Source organism: Planotetraspora thailandica (genome assembly GCF_016863335.1).
In the GTDB taxonomy this organism is placed as follows: Bacteria; Actinomycetota; Actinomycetes; order Streptosporangiales; family Streptosporangiaceae; genus Planotetraspora; species Planotetraspora thailandica.
Genome location: NZ_BOOR01000059.1, coordinates 44,735 through 61,433 on the forward strand (window position 1 = coordinate 44,735; position 16,699 = coordinate 61,433).

The 16,699-nt window shown below is 71.0% G+C and carries 19 protein-coding genes; 9 read left to right on the plus strand and 10 right to left on the minus strand.

The genetic code is table 11. The features are described from left to right. Nucleotides 1-87: 87 nt before the first annotated feature. Nucleotides 88-684: an alpha/beta hydrolase family protein gene (locus Pth03_RS31985; protein ID WP_203948168.1), complete on the plus strand. Its 597-nt coding sequence runs from the start codon at nt 88-90 to the stop codon at nt 682-684. Here Pth03_RS31985 and Pth03_RS31990 read toward each other — a convergent pair. Next, on the minus strand, nt 671-871 hold the full coding sequence (locus Pth03_RS31990) for a DUF5999 family protein (protein WP_203948169.1): 201 nt from the start codon (nt 869-871) through the stop codon (nt 671-673). The genes Pth03_RS31985 and Pth03_RS31990 overlap by 14 nt on opposite strands. A 376-nt stretch (nt 872-1,247) precedes the next feature. Next, on the minus strand, nt 1,248-1,814 hold the full coding sequence (locus tag Pth03_RS31995) for a TetR/AcrR family transcriptional regulator C-terminal domain-containing protein (protein WP_239119520.1): 567 nt from the start codon (nt 1,812-1,814) through the stop codon (nt 1,248-1,250). Between the two features lie 123 nt (nt 1,815-1,937). On the opposite strand from Pth03_RS31995, the gene Pth03_RS32000 reads away from it, so the two are divergent. Next, nucleotides 1,938-2,333: a hypothetical protein gene (locus Pth03_RS32000; RefSeq protein ID WP_203948171.1), complete on the plus strand. Its 396-nt coding sequence runs from the start codon at nt 1,938-1,940 to the stop codon at nt 2,331-2,333. 110 nt (nt 2,334-2,443) lie between these two features. Here the strand turns inward: Pth03_RS32000 and Pth03_RS32005 are convergent, their stop codons facing one another. Together Pth03_RS32005 and Pth03_RS32010 are read right to left on the minus strand one after the other, a co-directional pair. Continuing rightward, nucleotides 2,444-3,775 carry an RNA polymerase sigma factor gene (locus Pth03_RS32005; protein ID WP_203948172.1) on the minus strand — a complete coding sequence of 444 codons (1,332 nt, stop codon included), beginning with the start codon at nt 3,773-3,775 and terminating at the stop codon, nt 2,444-2,446. A gap of 97 nt (nt 3,776-3,872) precedes the next feature. Beyond that, entirely contained in the window at nt 3,873-5,021 is a 1,149-nt protein-coding gene (locus Pth03_RS32010) for an AMP-binding protein (protein WP_203948190.1), read from the minus strand. A gap of 128 nt (nt 5,022-5,149) precedes the next feature. On the opposite strand from Pth03_RS32010, the gene menB reads away from it, so the two are divergent. From menB to Pth03_RS32025, 3 genes are all read left to right on the plus strand, one after another. Next, the gene (gene menB, locus Pth03_RS32015) at nt 5,150-5,980 is read left to right on the plus strand and encodes a 1,4-dihydroxy-2-naphthoyl-CoA synthase (RefSeq protein ID WP_203948173.1); all 831 of its coding nucleotides are present in this window, start codon (nt 5,150-5,152) and stop codon (nt 5,978-5,980) included. Nucleotides 5,981-6,048: 68 nt separating this feature from the next. Continuing rightward, entirely contained in the window at nt 6,049-7,698 is a 1,650-nt protein-coding gene (menD, locus tag Pth03_RS32020) for a 2-succinyl-5-enolpyruvyl-6-hydroxy-3-cyclohexene-1-carboxylic-acid synthase (RefSeq protein ID WP_203948174.1), read from the plus strand. 118 nt (nt 7,699-7,816) lie between these two features. Further along, on the plus strand, nt 7,817-8,461 hold the full coding sequence (locus Pth03_RS32025) for a DedA family protein (protein WP_203948175.1): 645 nt from the start codon (nt 7,817-7,819) through the stop codon (nt 8,459-8,461). A gap of 7 nt (nt 8,462-8,468) precedes the next feature. Here the strand turns inward: Pth03_RS32025 and Pth03_RS32030 are convergent, their stop codons facing one another. Beyond that, nucleotides 8,469-9,206, minus strand: a complete 738-nt coding sequence (locus Pth03_RS32030) for a GntR family transcriptional regulator (RefSeq protein ID WP_203948176.1) — start codon at nt 9,204-9,206, stop codon at nt 8,469-8,471. Between the two features lie 255 nt (nt 9,207-9,461). Here Pth03_RS32030 and Pth03_RS32035 point away from each other — a divergent pair, with 255 nt between their 5' ends. Beyond that, complete coding sequence (locus tag Pth03_RS32035) at nt 9,462-9,929, plus strand: cupin domain-containing protein (RefSeq protein ID WP_203948177.1); 468 nt, start codon at nt 9,462-9,464, stop codon at nt 9,927-9,929. A 22-nt stretch (nt 9,930-9,951) separates the two neighbouring features. Continuing rightward, on the plus strand, nt 9,952-10,575 hold the full coding sequence (locus Pth03_RS32040) for an IMPACT family protein (protein WP_203948178.1): 624 nt from the start codon (nt 9,952-9,954) through the stop codon (nt 10,573-10,575). An 8-nt stretch (nt 10,576-10,583) separates the two neighbouring features. On the opposite strand, the gene Pth03_RS32045 is transcribed toward Pth03_RS32040, so the two are convergent. Further along, on the minus strand, nt 10,584-11,807 hold the full coding sequence (locus tag Pth03_RS32045) for an isochorismate synthase (protein ID WP_203948179.1): 1,224 nt from the start codon (nt 11,805-11,807) through the stop codon (nt 10,584-10,586). A 165-nt stretch (nt 11,808-11,972) separates the two neighbouring features. Here Pth03_RS32045 and Pth03_RS32050 point away from each other — a divergent pair, with 165 nt between their 5' ends. Beyond that, a complete protein-coding gene (locus Pth03_RS32050) occupies nt 11,973-12,797 on the plus strand; it encodes an SGNH/GDSL hydrolase family protein (RefSeq protein ID WP_203948180.1) in 825 nt (274 codons plus the stop codon). Nucleotides 12,798-12,867: 70 nt separating this feature from the next. Then, nucleotides 12,868-13,311 (plus strand): VOC family protein, encoded by a 444-nt coding sequence (locus Pth03_RS32055; RefSeq protein ID WP_203948181.1) that lies wholly within the window; start codon nt 12,868-12,870, stop codon nt 13,309-13,311. A gap of 6 nt (nt 13,312-13,317) precedes the next feature. Here the strand turns inward: Pth03_RS32055 and Pth03_RS32060 are convergent, their stop codons facing one another. The 4 genes from Pth03_RS32060 to Pth03_RS32075 all read right to left on the minus strand — a co-directional run. Beyond that, nucleotides 13,318-13,923 carry a response regulator transcription factor gene (locus tag Pth03_RS32060; RefSeq protein WP_203948182.1) on the minus strand — a complete coding sequence of 202 codons (606 nt, stop codon included), beginning with the start codon at nt 13,921-13,923 and terminating at the stop codon, nt 13,318-13,320. After that, nucleotides 13,920-15,053, minus strand: coding sequence for a sensor histidine kinase (locus Pth03_RS32065; RefSeq protein ID WP_203948183.1), 1,134 nt, complete (start codon nt 15,051-15,053; stop codon nt 13,920-13,922). The genes Pth03_RS32060 and Pth03_RS32065 overlap by 4 nt, the downstream gene beginning before the upstream one ends. 23 nt (nt 15,054-15,076) lie before the next feature. After that, nucleotides 15,077-15,802: an ABC transporter permease gene (locus Pth03_RS32070; protein ID WP_203948184.1), complete on the minus strand. Its 726-nt coding sequence runs from the start codon at nt 15,800-15,802 to the stop codon at nt 15,077-15,079. Continuing rightward, a partial coding sequence (locus Pth03_RS32075; protein WP_308442399.1) for an ABC transporter ATP-binding protein occupies nt 15,802-16,699 on the minus strand: 898 nt, incomplete at its 5' end. The genes Pth03_RS32070 and Pth03_RS32075, both read right to left, overlap by 1 nt.

Genomic DNA, 16,699 nt, shown 5'->3' on the forward strand with positions numbered 1-16,699 from the left:
CGGAGTGAGTACTCACTCCGTCAATTTAATAAGCTGGGACGGGGCCGCGGCGAAGGCACGGGTCCGCGGCCGGTACGGTCTGCGTCCATGGAGGTCACCACACCGCATGGGCCTGCGCGGGTCGAGATCGACGAGGTCGACCGCCCCAGCTTCCTGCTCGTGCTCACGCACGGCTCCGCCGGGGGAGTCGACGCGCCCGACCTGCTCGCCGTACGGCAGGCGGTGCTGGGCATCGGCGCGACGGTGGCCCGGGTGGTGCAGCCGTTCCGGCTGAAAGGGGCGCGGGCGCCGGGCTCGGCGGTCAAGCAGGACGAGGCGTGGGTCTCGATCGTGACGGGTCTGCGCGAGACCTACGCGGGGTTGCCGCTGATCCAGGGCGGACGCAGCAACGGGGCGAGGGTGGCCTGCCGTACGGCGACGGCGGTGGGGGCGGCGGCCGTGGTCGCGCTCGCCTTCCCCCTGCACCCTCCGGGACGCCCGGAACGGTCACGGGCGGAGGAGCTGCGGCGGGCGGGGACCGACGTTCTGGTGATCAATGGAGACAGGGACCCGTTCGGGGTGCCGGACGCGGCCGACGCGGCGCGTCTCGTGGTCCTTGAAGGGGAGGGTCACGATCTGAACAGGGAACCCGCCCGCGTGGGCGAGGTGGTGGCCGACTGGCTGGAGGGGCTCAGGCTGCGCTGATGGCCATGTCGGTGGGTCGGTGGGGCGCGATGACCCCGCCGTTCGGCAGGAGCTCCCCGGTGTCCTCGAAGAGCACGACGCCGTTGCAGAGCAGGCTCCAGCCCTGCTCAGGGTGTGACGCTATCGTGCGGGCGGCTTCTCGGTCCTTCGCGTCCGCTTCGGGACAGGCCGGGTCATGAGGGCACATCGCCGGGGCTCCGTGTCTTTATCGATCGCTCGTGGTCGTTCACCGTGGACGGCGGCATGAGATCGGTCGCCGTCGCCGGTGTCTTCCTTCCCTCGTCTGGGGGGCGAGCCTTCGGGGTTGACGTATGAATATCTACACCACTTTGGTGGCCGGTCACATCGGCATGACATAGTCCGTTCGGGCGATATCGCCGATCCCGGGTGGGGAGGCGGTGTGGCCAGACTGGACCCATGCTGATGTGACCTGTAACACAAGGTTGCCTCATGGATGATAACGGGCCAACCTCGACACGCCGTCCGTCTGGTAACTGAGCCATTACCTCTGTCTTACGCCGCCGGGTGCTTTCTAGCGTTTTCGCCGATGATGACCGTTATCGTCAGCCTCCCAGGCCTCTGATCAGAGCGTCCAGGCCGTGCTCGAAGTCCCGCTCGCCGTCCTCCGTCCTCGCGTTCTGGACCGTCGCGTCCGGGTCGGCCCACCCGGACCGCTGCACCTCGACCGCGACGCTGCCGAAGACGTAGGCGCGCAGCGCGCGCACCGCCTCGCCCGCACCCTCCAGGCCGGCCTCCTGAAGTTGCTCGACCTGCTCCCGGACGGCGATCAGGGCGGCGCCCTTCGACGGCTTGGTCAGGGCCAGCGACAGGACGCCGGGGTGCTCCAGCAGCGCCGTACGGCTCGCGCGTGCCCATGCGCGCGCCCGCTCCTGCCAGGTGCCGAGCCCGTCCGGGGCGACCTGGACGGCGGTGACGTGCTCGGCGAGCACGTCCATCAGGGCCTCCTTGCCCCGGGGAAGGTGGTGGTAGATGGCCATCGCCTCCACCTGGAGGGCGTCGCCGAGCCTGCGCATGGTCAGCCTGCGCAGACCCTGCCCGTCGGCGATGTGCAGGGCGGCGTCGACGATGCGTTCGAGGGACAGGGGGACGGGCGGTCGCTTCGCAGGCATGGCGATCATGCTGCCACAGGTGTCCTTACTTCGTAAAGGACGGCGCACCCTGGTGTGCGCGGTGGCGTGAGGAGCGCGTACGCTACCGGCAGCGATGCGTTGTTCGATCTGGAGGGGCTGACGATGGCGTTTTTCCGTCGGCGGGTGAGCCGTGAGGCGGACCGCTACCACGCCGACCAGGAGACCGGAGGCAACTTCGGCGCTCTGCTGGAGCAGGCCAGGGAGGCCGAGCAGGCGCTGCGGACCAAGCGCGCCGCCGGGGCCTCAGCCGAGGAGTTGCGTGAGGCGGGTCTGGCCCTCGACCAGGCCCTGACCGAGGCGCTGAAGGCGGCCGAGGCGAAGCAGCGGGTCACGCTGGGTCTGAAGGCCTACGACGACCGCATCGCCCGGCGCAAGGCCCGGGCGACTCCCGAGGGCGCCAAGTGGACCGCCGAGGTGAGCCGCCTGCGCACCCTGCGCGAGGAGCACCGGCTGACCGGCATTGCGCGGGTGCCGAGGGCCGGCGTCGCCGGCCGATAGGGCACATGTAGGTCACATGGCAACGGCCGCCACCCGGCTTCGGGTGGCGGCCGTCGTCGTTTTCGCCGGGTCTCAGCCGGCCCAGTCCTCAGCCGGCCGAGGTCTCAGTCTCAGCTGGCCCAGTCGAGCAGCGGGCGCGCGTTGCTCGGGTGGCGGAGCTTGGACAGCGACTCCTTCTCGAGCTGGCGGATGCGCTCGCGGGTCAGGCCGAGATATCTGCCGATCTCGTCGAGGGTGTGCGGCTTGCCGTCGGTCAGCCCGAAACGCAGGCTCATGATCTTCGCCTCGCGCGGGCTGAGGTTGCCGAGCACGCCCTTCAGCTGCTCGGCCAGCAGCTGGCGGTCCACGACCTCGGACGCCTCGGGGGAGTCGATGTCCTCGATCAGGTCGCCGATGCGGGTCTCGCCGTCCTCGCCGATCGTGGAGTCGAGGCTGATCGGCTGCCTGCTGGTGCGGAGCAGCTCCTCGATCTGGTCGGGCGTCTTGTCGAGCTCGGCGGCCAGCTCCTCCGGGGTGGGTTCCCGGCCGAGCCGCTGATGCATGTCACGCTCGACGCGCGACAGCTTCGACAGCATCTCCAGCACGTGGACGGGCAGGCGGATCGTGCGGGCCGAGTCGGCGAAGCCGCGCTGGATGGCCTGCCTGATCCACCACATGGCGTAGGTCGAGAACTTGTAGCCCTTGGTGTAGTCGAACTTCTCCACGGCCCTGATGAGGCCGAGGTTCCCTTCCTGGACGACGTCGAGCAGGGCCATGCCGCGGTCGGTGTACTTCTTGGCCACCGACACGACCAGGCGGAGGTTGGCCTCCAGCATGTGGTCCTTGGCGCGCTTGCCGTCGTCGATGACCCACTCGAGGTCCTCGCGTACGCCGGGGGCGAGCTTCTCGCCGCTCTCCAGGGCGCTGTCCAGCTTGTACTCCGCGTACAGGCCGGCCTCGATGCGCTTGGCCAGCTCGACCTCCTGGGCGGCGGTGAGCAGCGTGCGGCGGCCGATCGACTTGAGGTAGGTGTGCACGGAGTCGCCCATGACCGACGAGTTGTCGTCGAGGTCGATCGTGGCCGTGTCTTCGGCGTCCTCGGGGGACCACTCCTCGTCGTCGGCCTCCTCGGCGGGGACGTCCTTGGGGGTGGCCGCGGTGGTCTTGGCGGTCTTCTTGGCGGCGGCCTGGGCGGCCCGGCGCGTGGTCTTCCTGGCCGGGGTCGCGGCAGCCTTACGGGGAGCCACGGCGGCGTCGTCGTCCGTGGCCAGGTTCACGCCCGCCTCGGTGAGCTCGCTCAGGATCGAGCGGCCCTCCGCTGGGCTGACCCCGAACCGGGCAAACGCCTCGCGTAGCTCAGTGAGGGAAAGGTGACCCTTCTCGCGGCCCTGGTCCAGAAGCCGGCCCAGTGGCGTGGGGGTCACCTCGCCCTCGGGCGAGGTTGCCACGGCTGTGCGGGGCATGAGGGCACCTCCTCCTTGACGGAGTTCCTTGTTCGTCGGGTGGTTGGCGGGTGGTGGCGGTAGGTCACGCGCACCAGTAGCAATAACGCCGACGGGTTCAGTTTGTTCCCGGAGGTTCGCCGGGGGAGGAGGTGGAGGCCGCGTGAGCAGGGGCCCGGCGTAGGGCGGCGAGGTCGGGCTTGCCGTTCGGGAGGGCCGGGATCGAGGGCACGATCTCGACGACGCGGGGTGCCGCGTAAGCGGGAAGCCGCTCCTTGGCGAAGATACGTAGATCTTCGAGTGTCGCCGTTCCCACGACGACGGCGACGACGATCTCCCCCCACTCCGGGTCGGGCCTGCCGACCACGGCCACGTCGCGCACCCCGGGGTGACCGGCGAGAACCTTGGCGACCACGCCTGCCACGACCTTCTGGCCGCCGGTGTTGATGACGTCGTCGGCGCGGCCGAGAACGCTCAGCCGCCCTCCTTCGATCACCCCGAGGTCGGAGGTGACGAACCAGCGCCCGTCGACCGGATGGTCGTCGCGGAGGCGGTAGCCCGAGAACAGGACGGGTCCGGCGATCCTGACCCGTCCGTCGTCGCCGATTTCGAGATCTACATTGTCAAGGGGCGCGCCGTCGTACACGCATCCGCCGCTCGTCTCGCTCATGCCGTACGTGGTGACGACGCGCGCGCCGGCGGCGGCGGCCTCGGCGAGCAGGCCGGGGGGAGCGGCGGCCCCGCCGAGCAGGATCGTGCGGAACGCCGACACGTCGGCTCCTATGTCGAGCAGCCGCCTGAGCTGGGTCGGGACGAGGGAGACGTGGTCGGCGCCGCTCGCGGCGACGGCGGCGGCCGAGAAACGCTCGTGGATGATCGGCTCGCTCCCGCTCAGCAGGGAGCGGACGAGCACCTGCATGCCCGAGATGTGGGCCGGCGGCAGGCAGCACAACCAGCGCTGCCCGGCCTGCGCGCCCACCCGGTCGAGCGACGCGCGTGCCGACGACGTGAGCGCCTCCGCGGTTAGCTCGACGCCTTTGGGCGTCCCCGTGGACCCCGATGTGGCGATGATCACAGTGGCGTTCGTCGCCTGCCCGCCGGGCTCGTGCCGTACGCCGTCGGGGGTGACGACGTGGGTGGGCCGCAGCGCGGCGATCGCGGCCTCGATCGCCGTTCGCGGCAGGTCGGGCGAGAGCGGCAGGACGGCCGGGCCCTCGCCTGACAGCGCATGCCGCACGGCGCTGAACAGCGCGGGCCCCGGTGGCATGAGCAGGGCGTGAACCGGTCGATGTCCGTTAGGGGTCGGCACGGTCGTAAGGTTAGTCCGGGTACGGGCGCGTCCGGTTGTGGGGCCGATTCTGACGACTGCCGATAAGTGATGACTGAGGAGCGAGCGTGGCCAACGGTCTCGACTGGAAGCGGTCAGGCGATTATGAGGACATCGTCTACGAGACCGCGGAGGGCATCGCCAAGATCACGATCAACCGGCCGGAGCGGCACAATGCGTTCCGTCCGACGACGTTGTTCGAGCTGCGCGATGCGTTCAACATCGCCCAGGAGGACACCGAGGTCGGCGTGATCATCTTCACGGGCGCAGGCGACAAGGCCTTCTGCTCGGGCGGCGACCAGAAGATCCGCGGCGACGACGGCTACGTCGACGACAAGACCCACGGCATCGGCCGCCTGAACGTCCTGGACCTGCAGGTGCAGATCCGCCGGTGCCCCAAGCCGGTCATCGCGATGGTGGCGGGCTACGCGATCGGCGGCGGCCACGTGCTGCACGTGTGCTGCGACCTGACGATCGCGGCAGACAACGCCCGCTTCGGGCAGACCGGTCCCAAGGTGGGCTCCTTCGACGGGGGCTACGGCTCCTGGCTGCTCGCCGAGACCGTCGGGCTCAAGCGGGCCCGCGAGATCTGGTACCTGTGCCGCCAGTACGACGCCGAGACGGCCCTGCAGTGGGGCCTGGTCAACGCGGTGGTCCCCCTCGAGCGGCTGGAGGAGGAGACCGTCCAGTGGGCGCGTGAGCTGCTGGAGAAGTCGCCGCTCGCGCTCCGCATGCTCAAGGGCGCGCTCAACGCGGTGACCGACGGCGCGGCCGGCATGCAGCAGTTCGCCGGCGACGCCACGCTTCTGTACTACATGAGCGAGGAGGCCCAGGAGGGCCGCGACGCGTTCAAAGAGAAGCGCACCCCGAACTTCGCGCAGTTCCCGCGCCGCCCGTAGACGCCGATGACCGCAGATCTGGGCCGGCGGGCACGCCGGTCGAACGGCGAGCCCGCGGGGGGACGGCCGTGAACCCGGCCACCGCACTCGCCACCGTGCTGACCGACGAACTCGTCAGGTGCGGAGTCACCGACGTCGTGCTGGCCCCCGGCTCGCGCTCGGCGCCGCTCGCGCTGGCCGTCCACGGCGAATCGCGGCTGCGGCTGCATGTGCGCATCGACGAGAGGTCGGCGTCGTTCCTGGCCCTCGGGCTGGCGAAGCGGTCCGAGCGGCCGGTCGCGCTCATCTGCACGTCGGGAACCGCCGCGGCGAACTTCCACCCCGCGGTCGTCGAGGCGTCGGAGTCGGGCGTGCCGCTGCTCGTGCTGACCGCCGACCGGCCGCCCGAGCTGCGGGACACCGGCGCGAACCAGGCGATCGACCAGATCAAGCTGTACGGCTCGGCCGTCCGATGGTTCGCCGAGATCGGGGTGCCCGAGGACCGGCCGGGCCAGGTGGCCTACTGGAGGTCGCTCGTCGGGAGGGCCTACCAGCGGGCGCTCGGGCCGGCCGACCCCGGGCCCGTGCACCTGAACGTGCCCTTCCGCGAGCCGCTGATCCCTGACGGCGACACCAAGTGGTCCGAGTCGCTCGACGGCGACGCCGGAGGCGCGTGGATCAGGGCGAGGGTCGCGCCGCCCGCCTCCGCCCTGCACATCCCGCCGACCCGCAAGGGAGTGCTGGTGGTCGGGGACGGGGCGCCGGGTGTCCGGCGCTACGTCGCGGCGGCGGGCATGGCTGGATGGCCTGTCCTGTCGGAGCCCAACGGCGGCGGCCGGTACGGCGACCACGCCATCTCGGCCTACCACTTCCTGCTGTCCGATCCGGACTTCGCCCGGGCCCACCGTCCCGACGTCGTCGTGACCCTCGGGCGCCCCGGCCTGTCCCGGCCGCTGATGTCGTGGCTGCGGCGGGCAGAGGAGCACATCGTCGTCGCCGGCGACCTCACCCGCTGGCCCGACCCGACCCGGTCGGCCACGCAGGTGGCGCAGGCCGTGGAGATCCCCATCGCGGCGGGCGACGACGCGTGGCTGCGGTCGTGGCGGCAGGCCGACCACGTCGCGAGGGAGGCGATCGACGGCGTTCTGGCCTCCTCGGGCCTGACCGAGCCGCGGCTCGCTCGCGACCTCACGGCGGTGCTGCCCAACGGGTCGCTGCTGTTCTGCGGGTCGTCGACGCCGATCAGGGAGCTCGACCAGACCATGCGGCCACGCCGCGGGCTGCGGCTGATGGCCAACCGGGGGGCGTCGGGGATCGACGGGCTCGTCTCCACGGCCATGGGCGCGGCCCTGGCCCACAACGGCCCCTCGTACGCGCTGATCGGCGACCTGACGCTGCTGCACGACCAGAACGGCCTGATCCTGGGCCCGCGTGAGCCCCGGCCGGACCTGTGCCTGGTCGTCGTGAACAACGACGGCGGCGGGATCTTCTCGCTGCTGCCCCAGGCCTCCCTGGAGGGGCCGTTCGAGCGTGTCTTCGGCACCCCCCACGGGGTGGACTTCGGTTATCTGGCCGCGGCCAGCGGCCTGCCGTACACGCTGCTCGAGGACATCGAGGACCTGCCCAAGGCGATCAAGGGCGAAGGTCTGCGGATGGTCGAGGTGCGCACCGACCGGGCGGCCAACGCGGTCGTCCACGCCGAGATGCGCGACGCCGTACGGGAGGCGATGCGCTCGTAGGCCTTCTGCCCCGGCTTGTCGTCGATGTGGACGCACCGCTTCGGCGGCAGGGGCAGAATGTACCTGTTTCTCCGGGTCATCTCCTCTTGATCGTTTTCCCCACAGCCCTAGGAGCCCCATGCACGCCGTCGACCAGTGGCTGCAGACCATTCCTTCGGTCTGGGTGTACGTCATCGTCGCGGGAGTCGTCGGCCTGGAAAGCCTCGGCATCCCGCTCCCCGGTGAGATCGTGCTGGTCAGCTCGGCCCTGCTCGCCGCGAAGGGCGTCGTCGACCCGCTCGTCGTGGGCATCTGCGCGAGCGCGGGGGCCGTCGTGGGCGACTCGATCGGCTACCTGATCGGGCGTAAGGGCGGCCAGTCGCTGTTCGACCGGCTGGGCCGGCGTTTCCCCAAGCATTTCGGGCCCGCGCACATCGCCAAGGCCGGAGAGATGTTCCATCGGTGGGGCATGTGGGCGGTCTTCATCGGCCGTTTCGTGGCCCTGCTGCGCATCCTCGCGGGTCCGCTCGCCGGGGCGCTGCGCATGCCGTACTGGCGCTTCGCGGTCGCGAACGTGCTCGGCGGCGTGTTGTGGGCGGGAGGCACGACAGCAGCCGTCTACTACCTCGGCATCGTGGCCGACAAGTGGATGAAGAACCTCTCGTGGGCGGGCCTGGGCGCCGCGGTCGTCTTCGGCGTCTGCACCATGATCTGGATGAAGCGCAAGGCGGCCAAGGCCGTCGCGGCCGAGAACGACGCGGCCGCCGAGGTGATCGGGGCGTGAACCCGCGTCAGCGTTCGATGAGCGTGACCTCGAGGGAGTAGTGGGAGGCGCGGTAGACGTGCGCGCCGTGCTCGACCGCCTTGCCCTGGTCGTCGTAGGTCGTTCGGGCCATCGTGAGCAGTGGTGCGCCGCGCCGTTCCCCCAGCAGGCGGGCCTCGGCCGGCGTCGCGGCCTTGGCGCCGATGCGCTGGTTGGCGACCCGCAGCCGCACCCCGGCCGAACGGAGCACCTCGTACAGTCCTCGCTCCTCCAGCACCGCCGCGGTCAGGTCGGCCGGACCGGGCGGCAGCCAGTTGTGGAGCACGGCGAGCGGCTCTCCTCCGGCGTAGCGGAGCCGTTCGATCCGCAGCACCTCTGCGCCGGGGGCCAGGCCGAGTACCCGGGAGACCTGCTCGTCGGCGGCCACGGGCCCTATGGACAGCACCCGGGTCGCGGGCTCCTGCCCGGCGCGGCGCAGGTCGTCGTAGAGGCTGGTCAGCTCGACCGAGCGCTTCACCTGGCCGTGCACCACCTGGGTGCCGACCCCGCGTTTGCGCACGAGCAGGCCCTTGTCGACCAGGTATTGGATCGCCTGGCGGATCGTCGGGCGTGACAGGCCGAGGCGGCCGGCCAGTTCGATCTCGTTGTCCAGTCGCGATCCCGGCGGGAGGACGCCGCGGCTGATGGCCGCAGAGATCTGCTCGGCGACCTGGAAATAGAGGGGGACCGGGCTCGACCGGTCCAGGTCGATCTCCAGCTCGCTCATGTTCTCCTCCTCTGCCGGACCAGATCTTACGGTGGGGAGAATGTCCGGACAAACCATGTCAAGACAAGAGTGATGTTGTCAGGAGGCGTACGGCGGTGAATCTACGCTGTAAAGGCACTCGCGTGGATTCACTCGACGAGCCCCGGGCGTGCCGCCGTGCCGGTCGTGGGTGCCGGTCGTGGGTGCCGGTCGTGGGTATGGTCTGCGCCGGTCACGCCTGTGTGGTTCGGCCACGGCCCGGAGGAGGAGATCGTCATGACGGAAGCGCTGATCCTGCCCGAAGACCCGTTCCACCGGAGGTTGCACCGCATCGCGCCCGGGGGGCTCACGTCGGAGACGGCCCAGACCTCGGGCATGCATCGGCAGGCCGCCATCAGCGGCGCCAGCGTGCACTCGTCGCGACTGTGGATGGGACAGACCACGGTGGCGCCCGCGACGGTCTCGGCCGACCACCATCACGGAGCGTCCGAGACCGCGATCTACGTCGTCAGCGGGTCGCCGTCGTTCGTCTTCCTCGACGTCGAGGGTGACGAGCCGCGGGAGACCAGGATCGACGCCCGGCCCGGCGACTTCATCTACGTGCCGCCGTTCGTGCCCCACCGGGAGGAGAACCCCGACCCGGACGAGGAGGCGGTCGTGGTGATCGCACGCAGCACCCAGGAGGCCATCGTGGTCAACCTGCCCGCCCTGCGGTGGGAGGGCCCGGACGCCCGGGGGCGCTGAGCGGGGTGTGTAGCCTGACGCGGTGGCCGCCCCCTACCTGACGATCAAGAGCGTGACCGAGCACGAGGTCGAGGTCCGCCGTTCACGCTTCATCTGCGCCCTCGCGCCGGCGGGCACGGAGGAGGAGGCGCGGGACTTCATCGCCGGGCGCAGGCGCCTGTACGCCGACGCCACGCACAACTGCACCGCCTACATCATCGGCACACAGGTGCGGAAGGCCGACGACGACGGCGAACCGGGCGGTACGGCAGGCACCCCGATGCTGGAGATGCTCGGCCGGCGGGGCTTCGCCGACGTCGTCGCCGTGGTCACCCGCTATTTCGGCGGCGTGCTGCTCGGCGCCGGAGGGCTCGCCCGGGCCTACGGCGGGGCCGTGGGGGAGACGCTCGATCGCGCCGGCACGGTGGAGATGGCCCCGGCGACGGTCGGTGTCGTGACCATCGGGCACGCCCTCGCCGGCCGGTTGGAGAACGACCTGAGGGCCTCGCCGTACGAGCTGCGGGGGGTCGCCTACGGCGCGGACGTCGCCTTCGAGGTGGCGGTCCCTCAGGAGGGGACGGCCGGTTTCGAGGAGTGGCTGGCGACCGTCACCGCAGGACGTGCTGACGTGAGTTTCGGAGGACTGGTCTACCTGGCCCGCGGGTAGGCCGGGCGTCAGCCTTCCAGCGCGTATTGCATGACGCGGAACTTGGCCTGTGCCTCGGCGAGTTCGGCGACGGGGTCCGAGCCGCCCATGATGCCGCAGCCCGCGAACAGGCGTGCGTGGTCGCCGGAGACCTCGGCGCAGCGCAGCGCGATGCCCCACTCGCCGTCCCCGCGCGAGTCGATCCAGCCGACGGGGCCGGCGTAGCGGCCGCGGTCCATGCCCTCCAGCTCGCCGATCACGCCGAGCGCCTTCGCCGTGGGCGTGCCGCCGACGGCCGCCGTGGGGTGCATGGCCGCCACCACGTCGAGCACCGACGCGCCGTCGGACAGGCGGCCGGTGACCCGGCTGGCGAGGTGCTGCACGTTGGGTAGCATGAGCAGCTCGGGCTCGTCGGGAACGTGCATCTCCGCGCACAGGGGAGCGAGGGCCTCCTTGACCGACACGACGGCGCAGACGTGCTCGTAGCGGTCCTTCTCGGAGGCCATCAGCGCGGCGCCTCGGGCGGCGTCGTCGGCCGGGTTCGATTCACGGGCGACGGTGCCGGCCAGGACGAGCGACTCGATGGACTGGCCGGTGTGCCGCACGAGCAGCTCGGGGGTCGCGCCGACGAGGCCGTCGACGGAGAACGTGTAGCACTCGGGGTAGCGGGTGGCCAGCCGCGACAGCAGGACCCGGGTGTCGATCTCCCGGTCGGCGACTGCCATCAGGTCACGGGCCAGCACGACCTTGTCCAGGTCGCCGCCCCTGATCCTCCGTACGGCTTTCGCGACCCGGTCCTGCCATTGGAGGGCGGTCAGGGTGCCGTCTTCGTAGCGGATGCCGAGGGGCGCGGCTAAGGGCGCGACCGTGTCGGAGGAGGGCTCGCCGACGGTGGTCAGCCACGCCTTCCCGCCGGACCGGGCGAGCACGACCTGCGGCACCACCAGCGTGGACCCCGTGGAGCTCGCGTCGAAGGCGAACGAGCCGAACGCCACCGGGCCCGAGCCCGGCATGCCGACCTCGTCGTCGATCCGGGCGTCGCCGAAGACCGACGACAGCCACTCGCGCGCCCACTGGAAGCGGCCGGGGCCCGGCGGGACGCTCGTGCGGGCGGCGACCCCCCATCCCACCAGTCCTTCACCGTGTCTGACCCAGACGTACGGCCCGGCGCCGGGTAGACGCGCGAGCAGATCGGCCGGGTCGCTCACCGCGACGGTGCGAACTGTGAGGGGGCGGATCAGGGCGACACTCATTTGCCTCACTTTACGCAGGAACTGAACACGTTCGACACCGACCCCCGCATGCCGGGCGCCTCGCGTAAAGCGAGGACAGGGACTTGGTCACGGTAGTCGCGACTGCCCTGGTGGCCTCGGGCCGAACCTCCGCGTGATCCCTAGCTTTGGGTCCCGGAGGTGCCCATGATCAAAAAAATCGCGCCTGTCCTTGTCGCGGCGGCCGTCGTCGCGGGAACAGGGACGGCCCACGCGCAGACCCGGCAGACGCCCAGGGTAATGGCCGCGCTCGGCGACTCGATAAGCGCCGGATTCAACGCGTGCGGCTGGTACGTCTCGTGCACGTCGCGGTCGTGGTCGGCAGGGGACGACTCGAGCGTCGGCAGCCACTACCTGAGGCTGCTCGGCATGAGCCCGGGGATGAGGGGCCACAATCTGAACTTCGCGGTTCCGGGGGCGGACAGCGCCGACCTGGCCGGCCAGGCTCGCCGGGCGGTCGCCGCGGGAGCCGGATACGTGACGATCCTGATCGGCGCGCAGGACGCCTGCACGGACTCGGAGGCGGCCATGACCCCGGTGGGCGCGTTCCGCAAGGGGGTCGAAGACGCGCTCGCGGTGTTGCGCCCGTCGGGGGCGAAGGTGTTCGTCGCCAGCATCCCCGACCTGAGGCGCCTGTGGCTGGTCGGCAAGGACAACGGCTGGGCCCGCTCGTTCTGGGCGCTGGGCCGCGTCTGCCCGTCGATGCTGGCGGAGCCGTCGTCGCTCGCCAAGAAGGACGAGGCCCGCCGGGAGCGGGTGCGCGCCCGGGTGATCGCCTACAACGACCAGCTCCGCCAGGCGTGCGCCCTGTACGGCCCGGCCTGCAGGTACGACGGGGGAGCGGTGTTCTCCTACCCCTTCACGCTGCGGCACGTGAGCGGGTGGGACTACTTCCATCCCAACGCCGAGGGTCAGCGGGCGTTGGCGCAGGTGACGTTCGACGCGGGATTCCTGTCCATGACGCAGCCCTGAATGTGATCGAACCGGGCGGGATCCACACGATCGCCTGACGGGCGAAGGTGTAACCACTAATATCGGTTACATGATCCTTGAGTGGAAGCTCGTCGTCGACTGCGCAGACCCCCACAAGCTGGCCGCGTTCTGGGCCGAGGCGCTGGGATACGAGGTCGAGGACAACACCGCCATCATCGAGCGGCTGCTCGGCCTCGGCGTCGTCAGCCCCGGCGACCTGACGGCGGACGGCAAGGCGTGGAAGGGCCTGCGGGCCGTACGGCATCCCGGCGACCCGGTCGACCCGGCCAGCGGCACGGGCCTGGGGCGCAGGATCCTCTTCCAGGCCGTGCCCGAGCCGAAGTCGGGCAAGAACCGGCTGCACGTCGACCTGCACGCCGGTCCGGAACGCCGGGACGCCGAGGTCGACCGGCTCAAGGCGCTCGGCGCGACCGTGTTGTGGACGGTTCAGGAGCCGGGGTCGCACCATGTGACCATGGCCGACCCCGAAGGCAACGAGTTCGACGTGCAGTAGGGCGGGTCAGAGCCAGCCGTTGTGGCGGGCCGCGCGGGCGGCCTCGATGCGGTTGCGGGTGCCGGTCTTGCCGATCGCGGAGGACAGGTAGTTGCGCACGGTGCTCTCCGACAGGTGGAGGCGCACCGCGATGTCGGCGATCGTGGAGCCGTCGGCCGCGGCGGCCAGGACGTCCCGTTCGCGGTCGGTGAGCGGGCTCGGGCCGGTGCTGAGCGCGGCGGCGGCGAGCGCCGGGTCGATGACCCGCTCTCCGTTGAGCACTCGGCGGATCGCGGTCGCCAACTCCTCGACGGGACCATCCTTTACGAGGAAGCCGTAGGCGCCCGCCTCCATCGCGCGTCGCAGATAGCCGGGCCTGCCGAACGTCGTGAGGATCACCACCCGGCAGGCCGGGACGCGATCGCGCAGGTCGGCCGCCGCGTCGAGCCCGCTCCGGCCGGGCATCTCGATGTCCAGCAGGGCCACGTCCGGCCGCGTCTCCACGGCCGCGGCGACGACGTCGTCGCCGGACGCCACCTGGGCGACGATCTCGATGTCGTCCTCCAGGCCGAGCAGGAGGGCCAGGGCGCCGCGCATCATGCCCTGGTCCTCCGCCAGGAGTACCTTGATCACGCGTTGTCTCCTTGCTCCGGCAACGTCACGCGGAGCAGGAAGCCCCCGGCGTCCCGCGGTCCCGCCTCCAGGGTGCCGCCTGCCGCTGTCACCCGCTCGCGCAGGCCGACCAGGCCGTTGCCCGTCCCGCCGGGCCCTGCCTGTGCGCCGCCGTCGTCGCGGATCTCCAGCACCGCCCCGGGAGGCTCGCTGAGGCGGATCTCACACGAGCGGGCGCCGCTGTGGCGGATGACGTTGGTCACGCCCTCGCGCACGGCCCACCCGAGGAGGGCGTCGGTCTCCGGCGTGAGCCGCAGGATCGGGGTGCGGACCGTGACGTCGATGCCGGCGTCGGCGAGCACGGTGCGGGCCGACTCCAGTTCGGCGGACAACCCTCGGCCGCGGTAGCCGGTGACGGCCGCGCGGACCTCGGTGAGCGCCTCCCGGCCGATCTGCTCGATGTCCTCCGCCTGCCGCGTCGCCGTCGCGGGGTCCTTCGGGATCAGGCGTCGTACGGCCTCCGCCTTCACCACCATGACCGACAACGTGTGGCCGAGAAGGTCGTGGAGGTCGCGGGAGAAGCGCAGCCTCTCTTCCGCGACCGCCGAGCTGGCGAGCTCCTCGCGGGTGCGCTGGAGCTCGTGGATGGCCTCCCACAGGCGGATCATGATCGCCGGAATGATGCCCGCGGTGAACGTGCCCCAGGCGATCAGCACGGCGAAGCCGATGGAGGCTCCGACGGCGAGCTGAAGGGCGAACCCGGTGACGCACAGGACCATCAGCAGCGGCGGCAGCTCTCGTCCGCGGAGGGTCACCCCGATCGCGATCGAGAGCATGACCAGCAGGTAGAACCAGTCCTTCTGGAAGAACGCGGCGCAGGCGACGGTGAGCGCGGCGAGCAGGGGCAGCGCCCGCCAGGTCGCCCGGTGCCGGTCGGAGAAGGCGAGGCGGATCGTCACGATGTAGAGCGCCGCGCAGGCGGCCGCCGCGGGCCACGCCAGCCAGAGGGGATGGGACTGCCCGCTGACGATGTCCCACACGCTTCCGCCGGCGAGGGTGACCCAGATGTACATGCCCTTGGCGTCCGGCCCCCGCTCGTTCTCGCTGAGCGGGTTCAGCCACTCGGGTCCGCCGGGCTTCGACTGCTTCATCGGCTGCGATCGTTTCATATCGGTCAGGCGGTCCGCCCGGCGCGGCGGAAGCCGTACAGGGCGTAGAGACCGAACACCACCAGCCACCCGCACAGGATCGCGACGGCACGCGGTCCCGGCGCATGACCGAAGGCGACGTTCCAGGACAGCGAGGCGTAGCTGTTGGACGGGGTCCACTCGGCGATCGCGCGCAACCAGCCGGGGAATCCGTCGGTCGGCACCCAGAGCCCGCCGACGATGGACAGGCCGAGGAGCGCCGCGATGTTGGCCATGGCGGCGGTCTGCCCGGAGAGGCTGTAGCCGTTGCCCAGCCCGAGCAGCGAGAAGGGGATCGTGCCGACCCACAGCAGCCCCACGATGGCCAGCCACTGGCCCGGGCTCAGCGAGACGTGGTTCACCAGCACCCCGGTGAGCAGGACGGCGGCGATGCTGGGCACGACCCCGAGCGCACCGGTGACGACCTTGCCGGCCACTACCTGGGCCGGGGTCAGCGGCGTCAGGCGGAGTTGGCGCAGCCAGCCGGCGGCGCGGTCCTCGGCGATGCCGCTGCCGTTGTTGAACGCGCCGCCGAGTGCTCCGTACGCGGCCATGCTGACCATCGTGAGGATCGAGGCGTCCTGTCTGCCGCCCTGGATCGGGACGAGGTTGGAGAGCACGAGATACATGACGACGGGGGAGGCGATCCCGAAGATGACGTAGCCGCCGTCCCGGATGATCCTGAGCAGTTCGAGGCGGATATAGCCCACCATCACACGGTCTCCTTGCTGGTGAGGGCGACGAAGGCGTCTTCGAGGCCGGCGGGGGCCACTTCGAGGTTCCGTACGGCTCCCGCCTCGGCGAGGGCCATCACGGTGGCGTCGGGGTCGGCGCTGCGCAGGTGCGCCCTGTCGCCCCTGACCTCCATCCGGCGTACTCCGGGAAGGTCGCCGAGCCAACCGACCTCGGCCGGGGCCGTCACGCTCACCGTGGTGAGCGCCACGATCTTCTTGATCTCCGTGCTGGTGCCGTCTGCGACCACCCGGCCCCTGTCGATCACGACGAAGCGGTCGGCCTGCTCGTCGGCCTCGCCGAGGTGGTGGGTGGAGAACAGGATGGTCTTGCCCCTGCCGGCCAGCGTGCGCATGCCGTTCCAGAACTCGCGCCGCGCCTCCACGTCGAGGGCGGCGGTCGGCTCGTCGAGGACGATCAGGCCGGGGTCGCCGATCAGGGCCATGGCGAAGCGCACGCGCTGGGCCTGGCCGCCGGAGAGCTTGTCCACCCGCCGGTTCCGCAAGCCGGTCATCTGCGCCAGCGCCAGCACCTGGTCCAGGGGAAGGGGAGCGGGGTAGGTCCCGGCGAGGAAGGTGAGGAGCTCGCCGATCGTGACCCGGGGGATGAGCCCGCCCTCCTGGGGCATCGCTCCCGCGAGGCCCCGCCGTACGGCCTGGCCGGGATCGAGCCCGAACAGGGCGGCCTTTCCCGAGTCGGGAGGGATGAGCCCGAGCAGCATGCCGATCGTGGTCGACTTGCCCGCGCCGTTCGGGCCGAGGAGGGCCACGGTGCTGCCCCGGGGGATGGTCAGCGTGAGGCCGTCGACGGCGCGGACGGCCCCGAAGCTCTTGGTCACTGCGGTCAGTGACACGGCGTCTGTTTCCATGACGACCACG

Coding starts and splice junctions, on each gene's coding strand:
- Pth03_RS32030 (WP_203948176.1), bottom strand. CDS start 9,206: ATGAGCGAGCTGGAGATCGACCTGGACCGGTCGAGCCCGGTCCCCCTC.
- Pth03_RS32010 (WP_203948190.1), bottom strand. CDS start 5,021: ATGCCACCGGGGCCCGCGCTGTTCAGCGCCGTGCGGCATGCGCTGTCA.
- Pth03_RS32025 (WP_203948175.1), top strand. CDS start 7,817: ATGCACGCCGTCGACCAGTGGCTGCAGACCATTCCTTCGGTCTGGGTG.
- Pth03_RS31985 (WP_203948168.1), top strand. CDS start 88: ATGGAGGTCACCACACCGCATGGGCCTGCGCGGGTCGAGATCGACGAG.
- Pth03_RS32050 (WP_203948180.1), top strand. CDS start 11,973: ATGATCAAAAAAATCGCGCCTGTCCTTGTCGCGGCGGCCGTCGTCGCG.
- Pth03_RS32065 (WP_203948183.1), bottom strand. CDS start 15,053: ATGAAGCAGTCGAAGCCCGGCGGACCCGAGTGGCTGAACCCGCTCAGC.
- Pth03_RS32070 (WP_203948184.1), bottom strand. CDS start 15,802: ATGGTGGGCTATATCCGCCTCGAACTGCTCAGGATCATCCGGGACGGC.
- Pth03_RS32035 (WP_203948177.1), top strand. CDS start 9,462: ATGACGGAAGCGCTGATCCTGCCCGAAGACCCGTTCCACCGGAGGTTG.
- Pth03_RS32005 (WP_203948172.1), bottom strand. CDS start 3,775: ATGCCCCGCACAGCCGTGGCAACCTCGCCCGAGGGCGAGGTGACCCCC.
- Pth03_RS31995 (WP_239119520.1), bottom strand. CDS start 1,814: ATGCCTGCGAAGCGACCGCCCGTCCCCCTGTCCCTCGAACGCATCGTC.
- Pth03_RS32000 (WP_203948171.1), top strand. CDS start 1,938: ATGGCGTTTTTCCGTCGGCGGGTGAGCCGTGAGGCGGACCGCTACCAC.
- Pth03_RS31990 (WP_203948169.1), bottom strand. CDS start 871: ATGTGCCCTCATGACCCGGCCTGTCCCGAAGCGGACGCGAAGGACCGA.
- Pth03_RS32055 (WP_203948181.1), top strand. CDS start 12,868: ATGATCCTTGAGTGGAAGCTCGTCGTCGACTGCGCAGACCCCCACAAG.
- Pth03_RS32045 (WP_203948179.1), bottom strand. CDS start 11,807: ATGAGTGTCGCCCTGATCCGCCCCCTCACAGTTCGCACCGTCGCGGTG.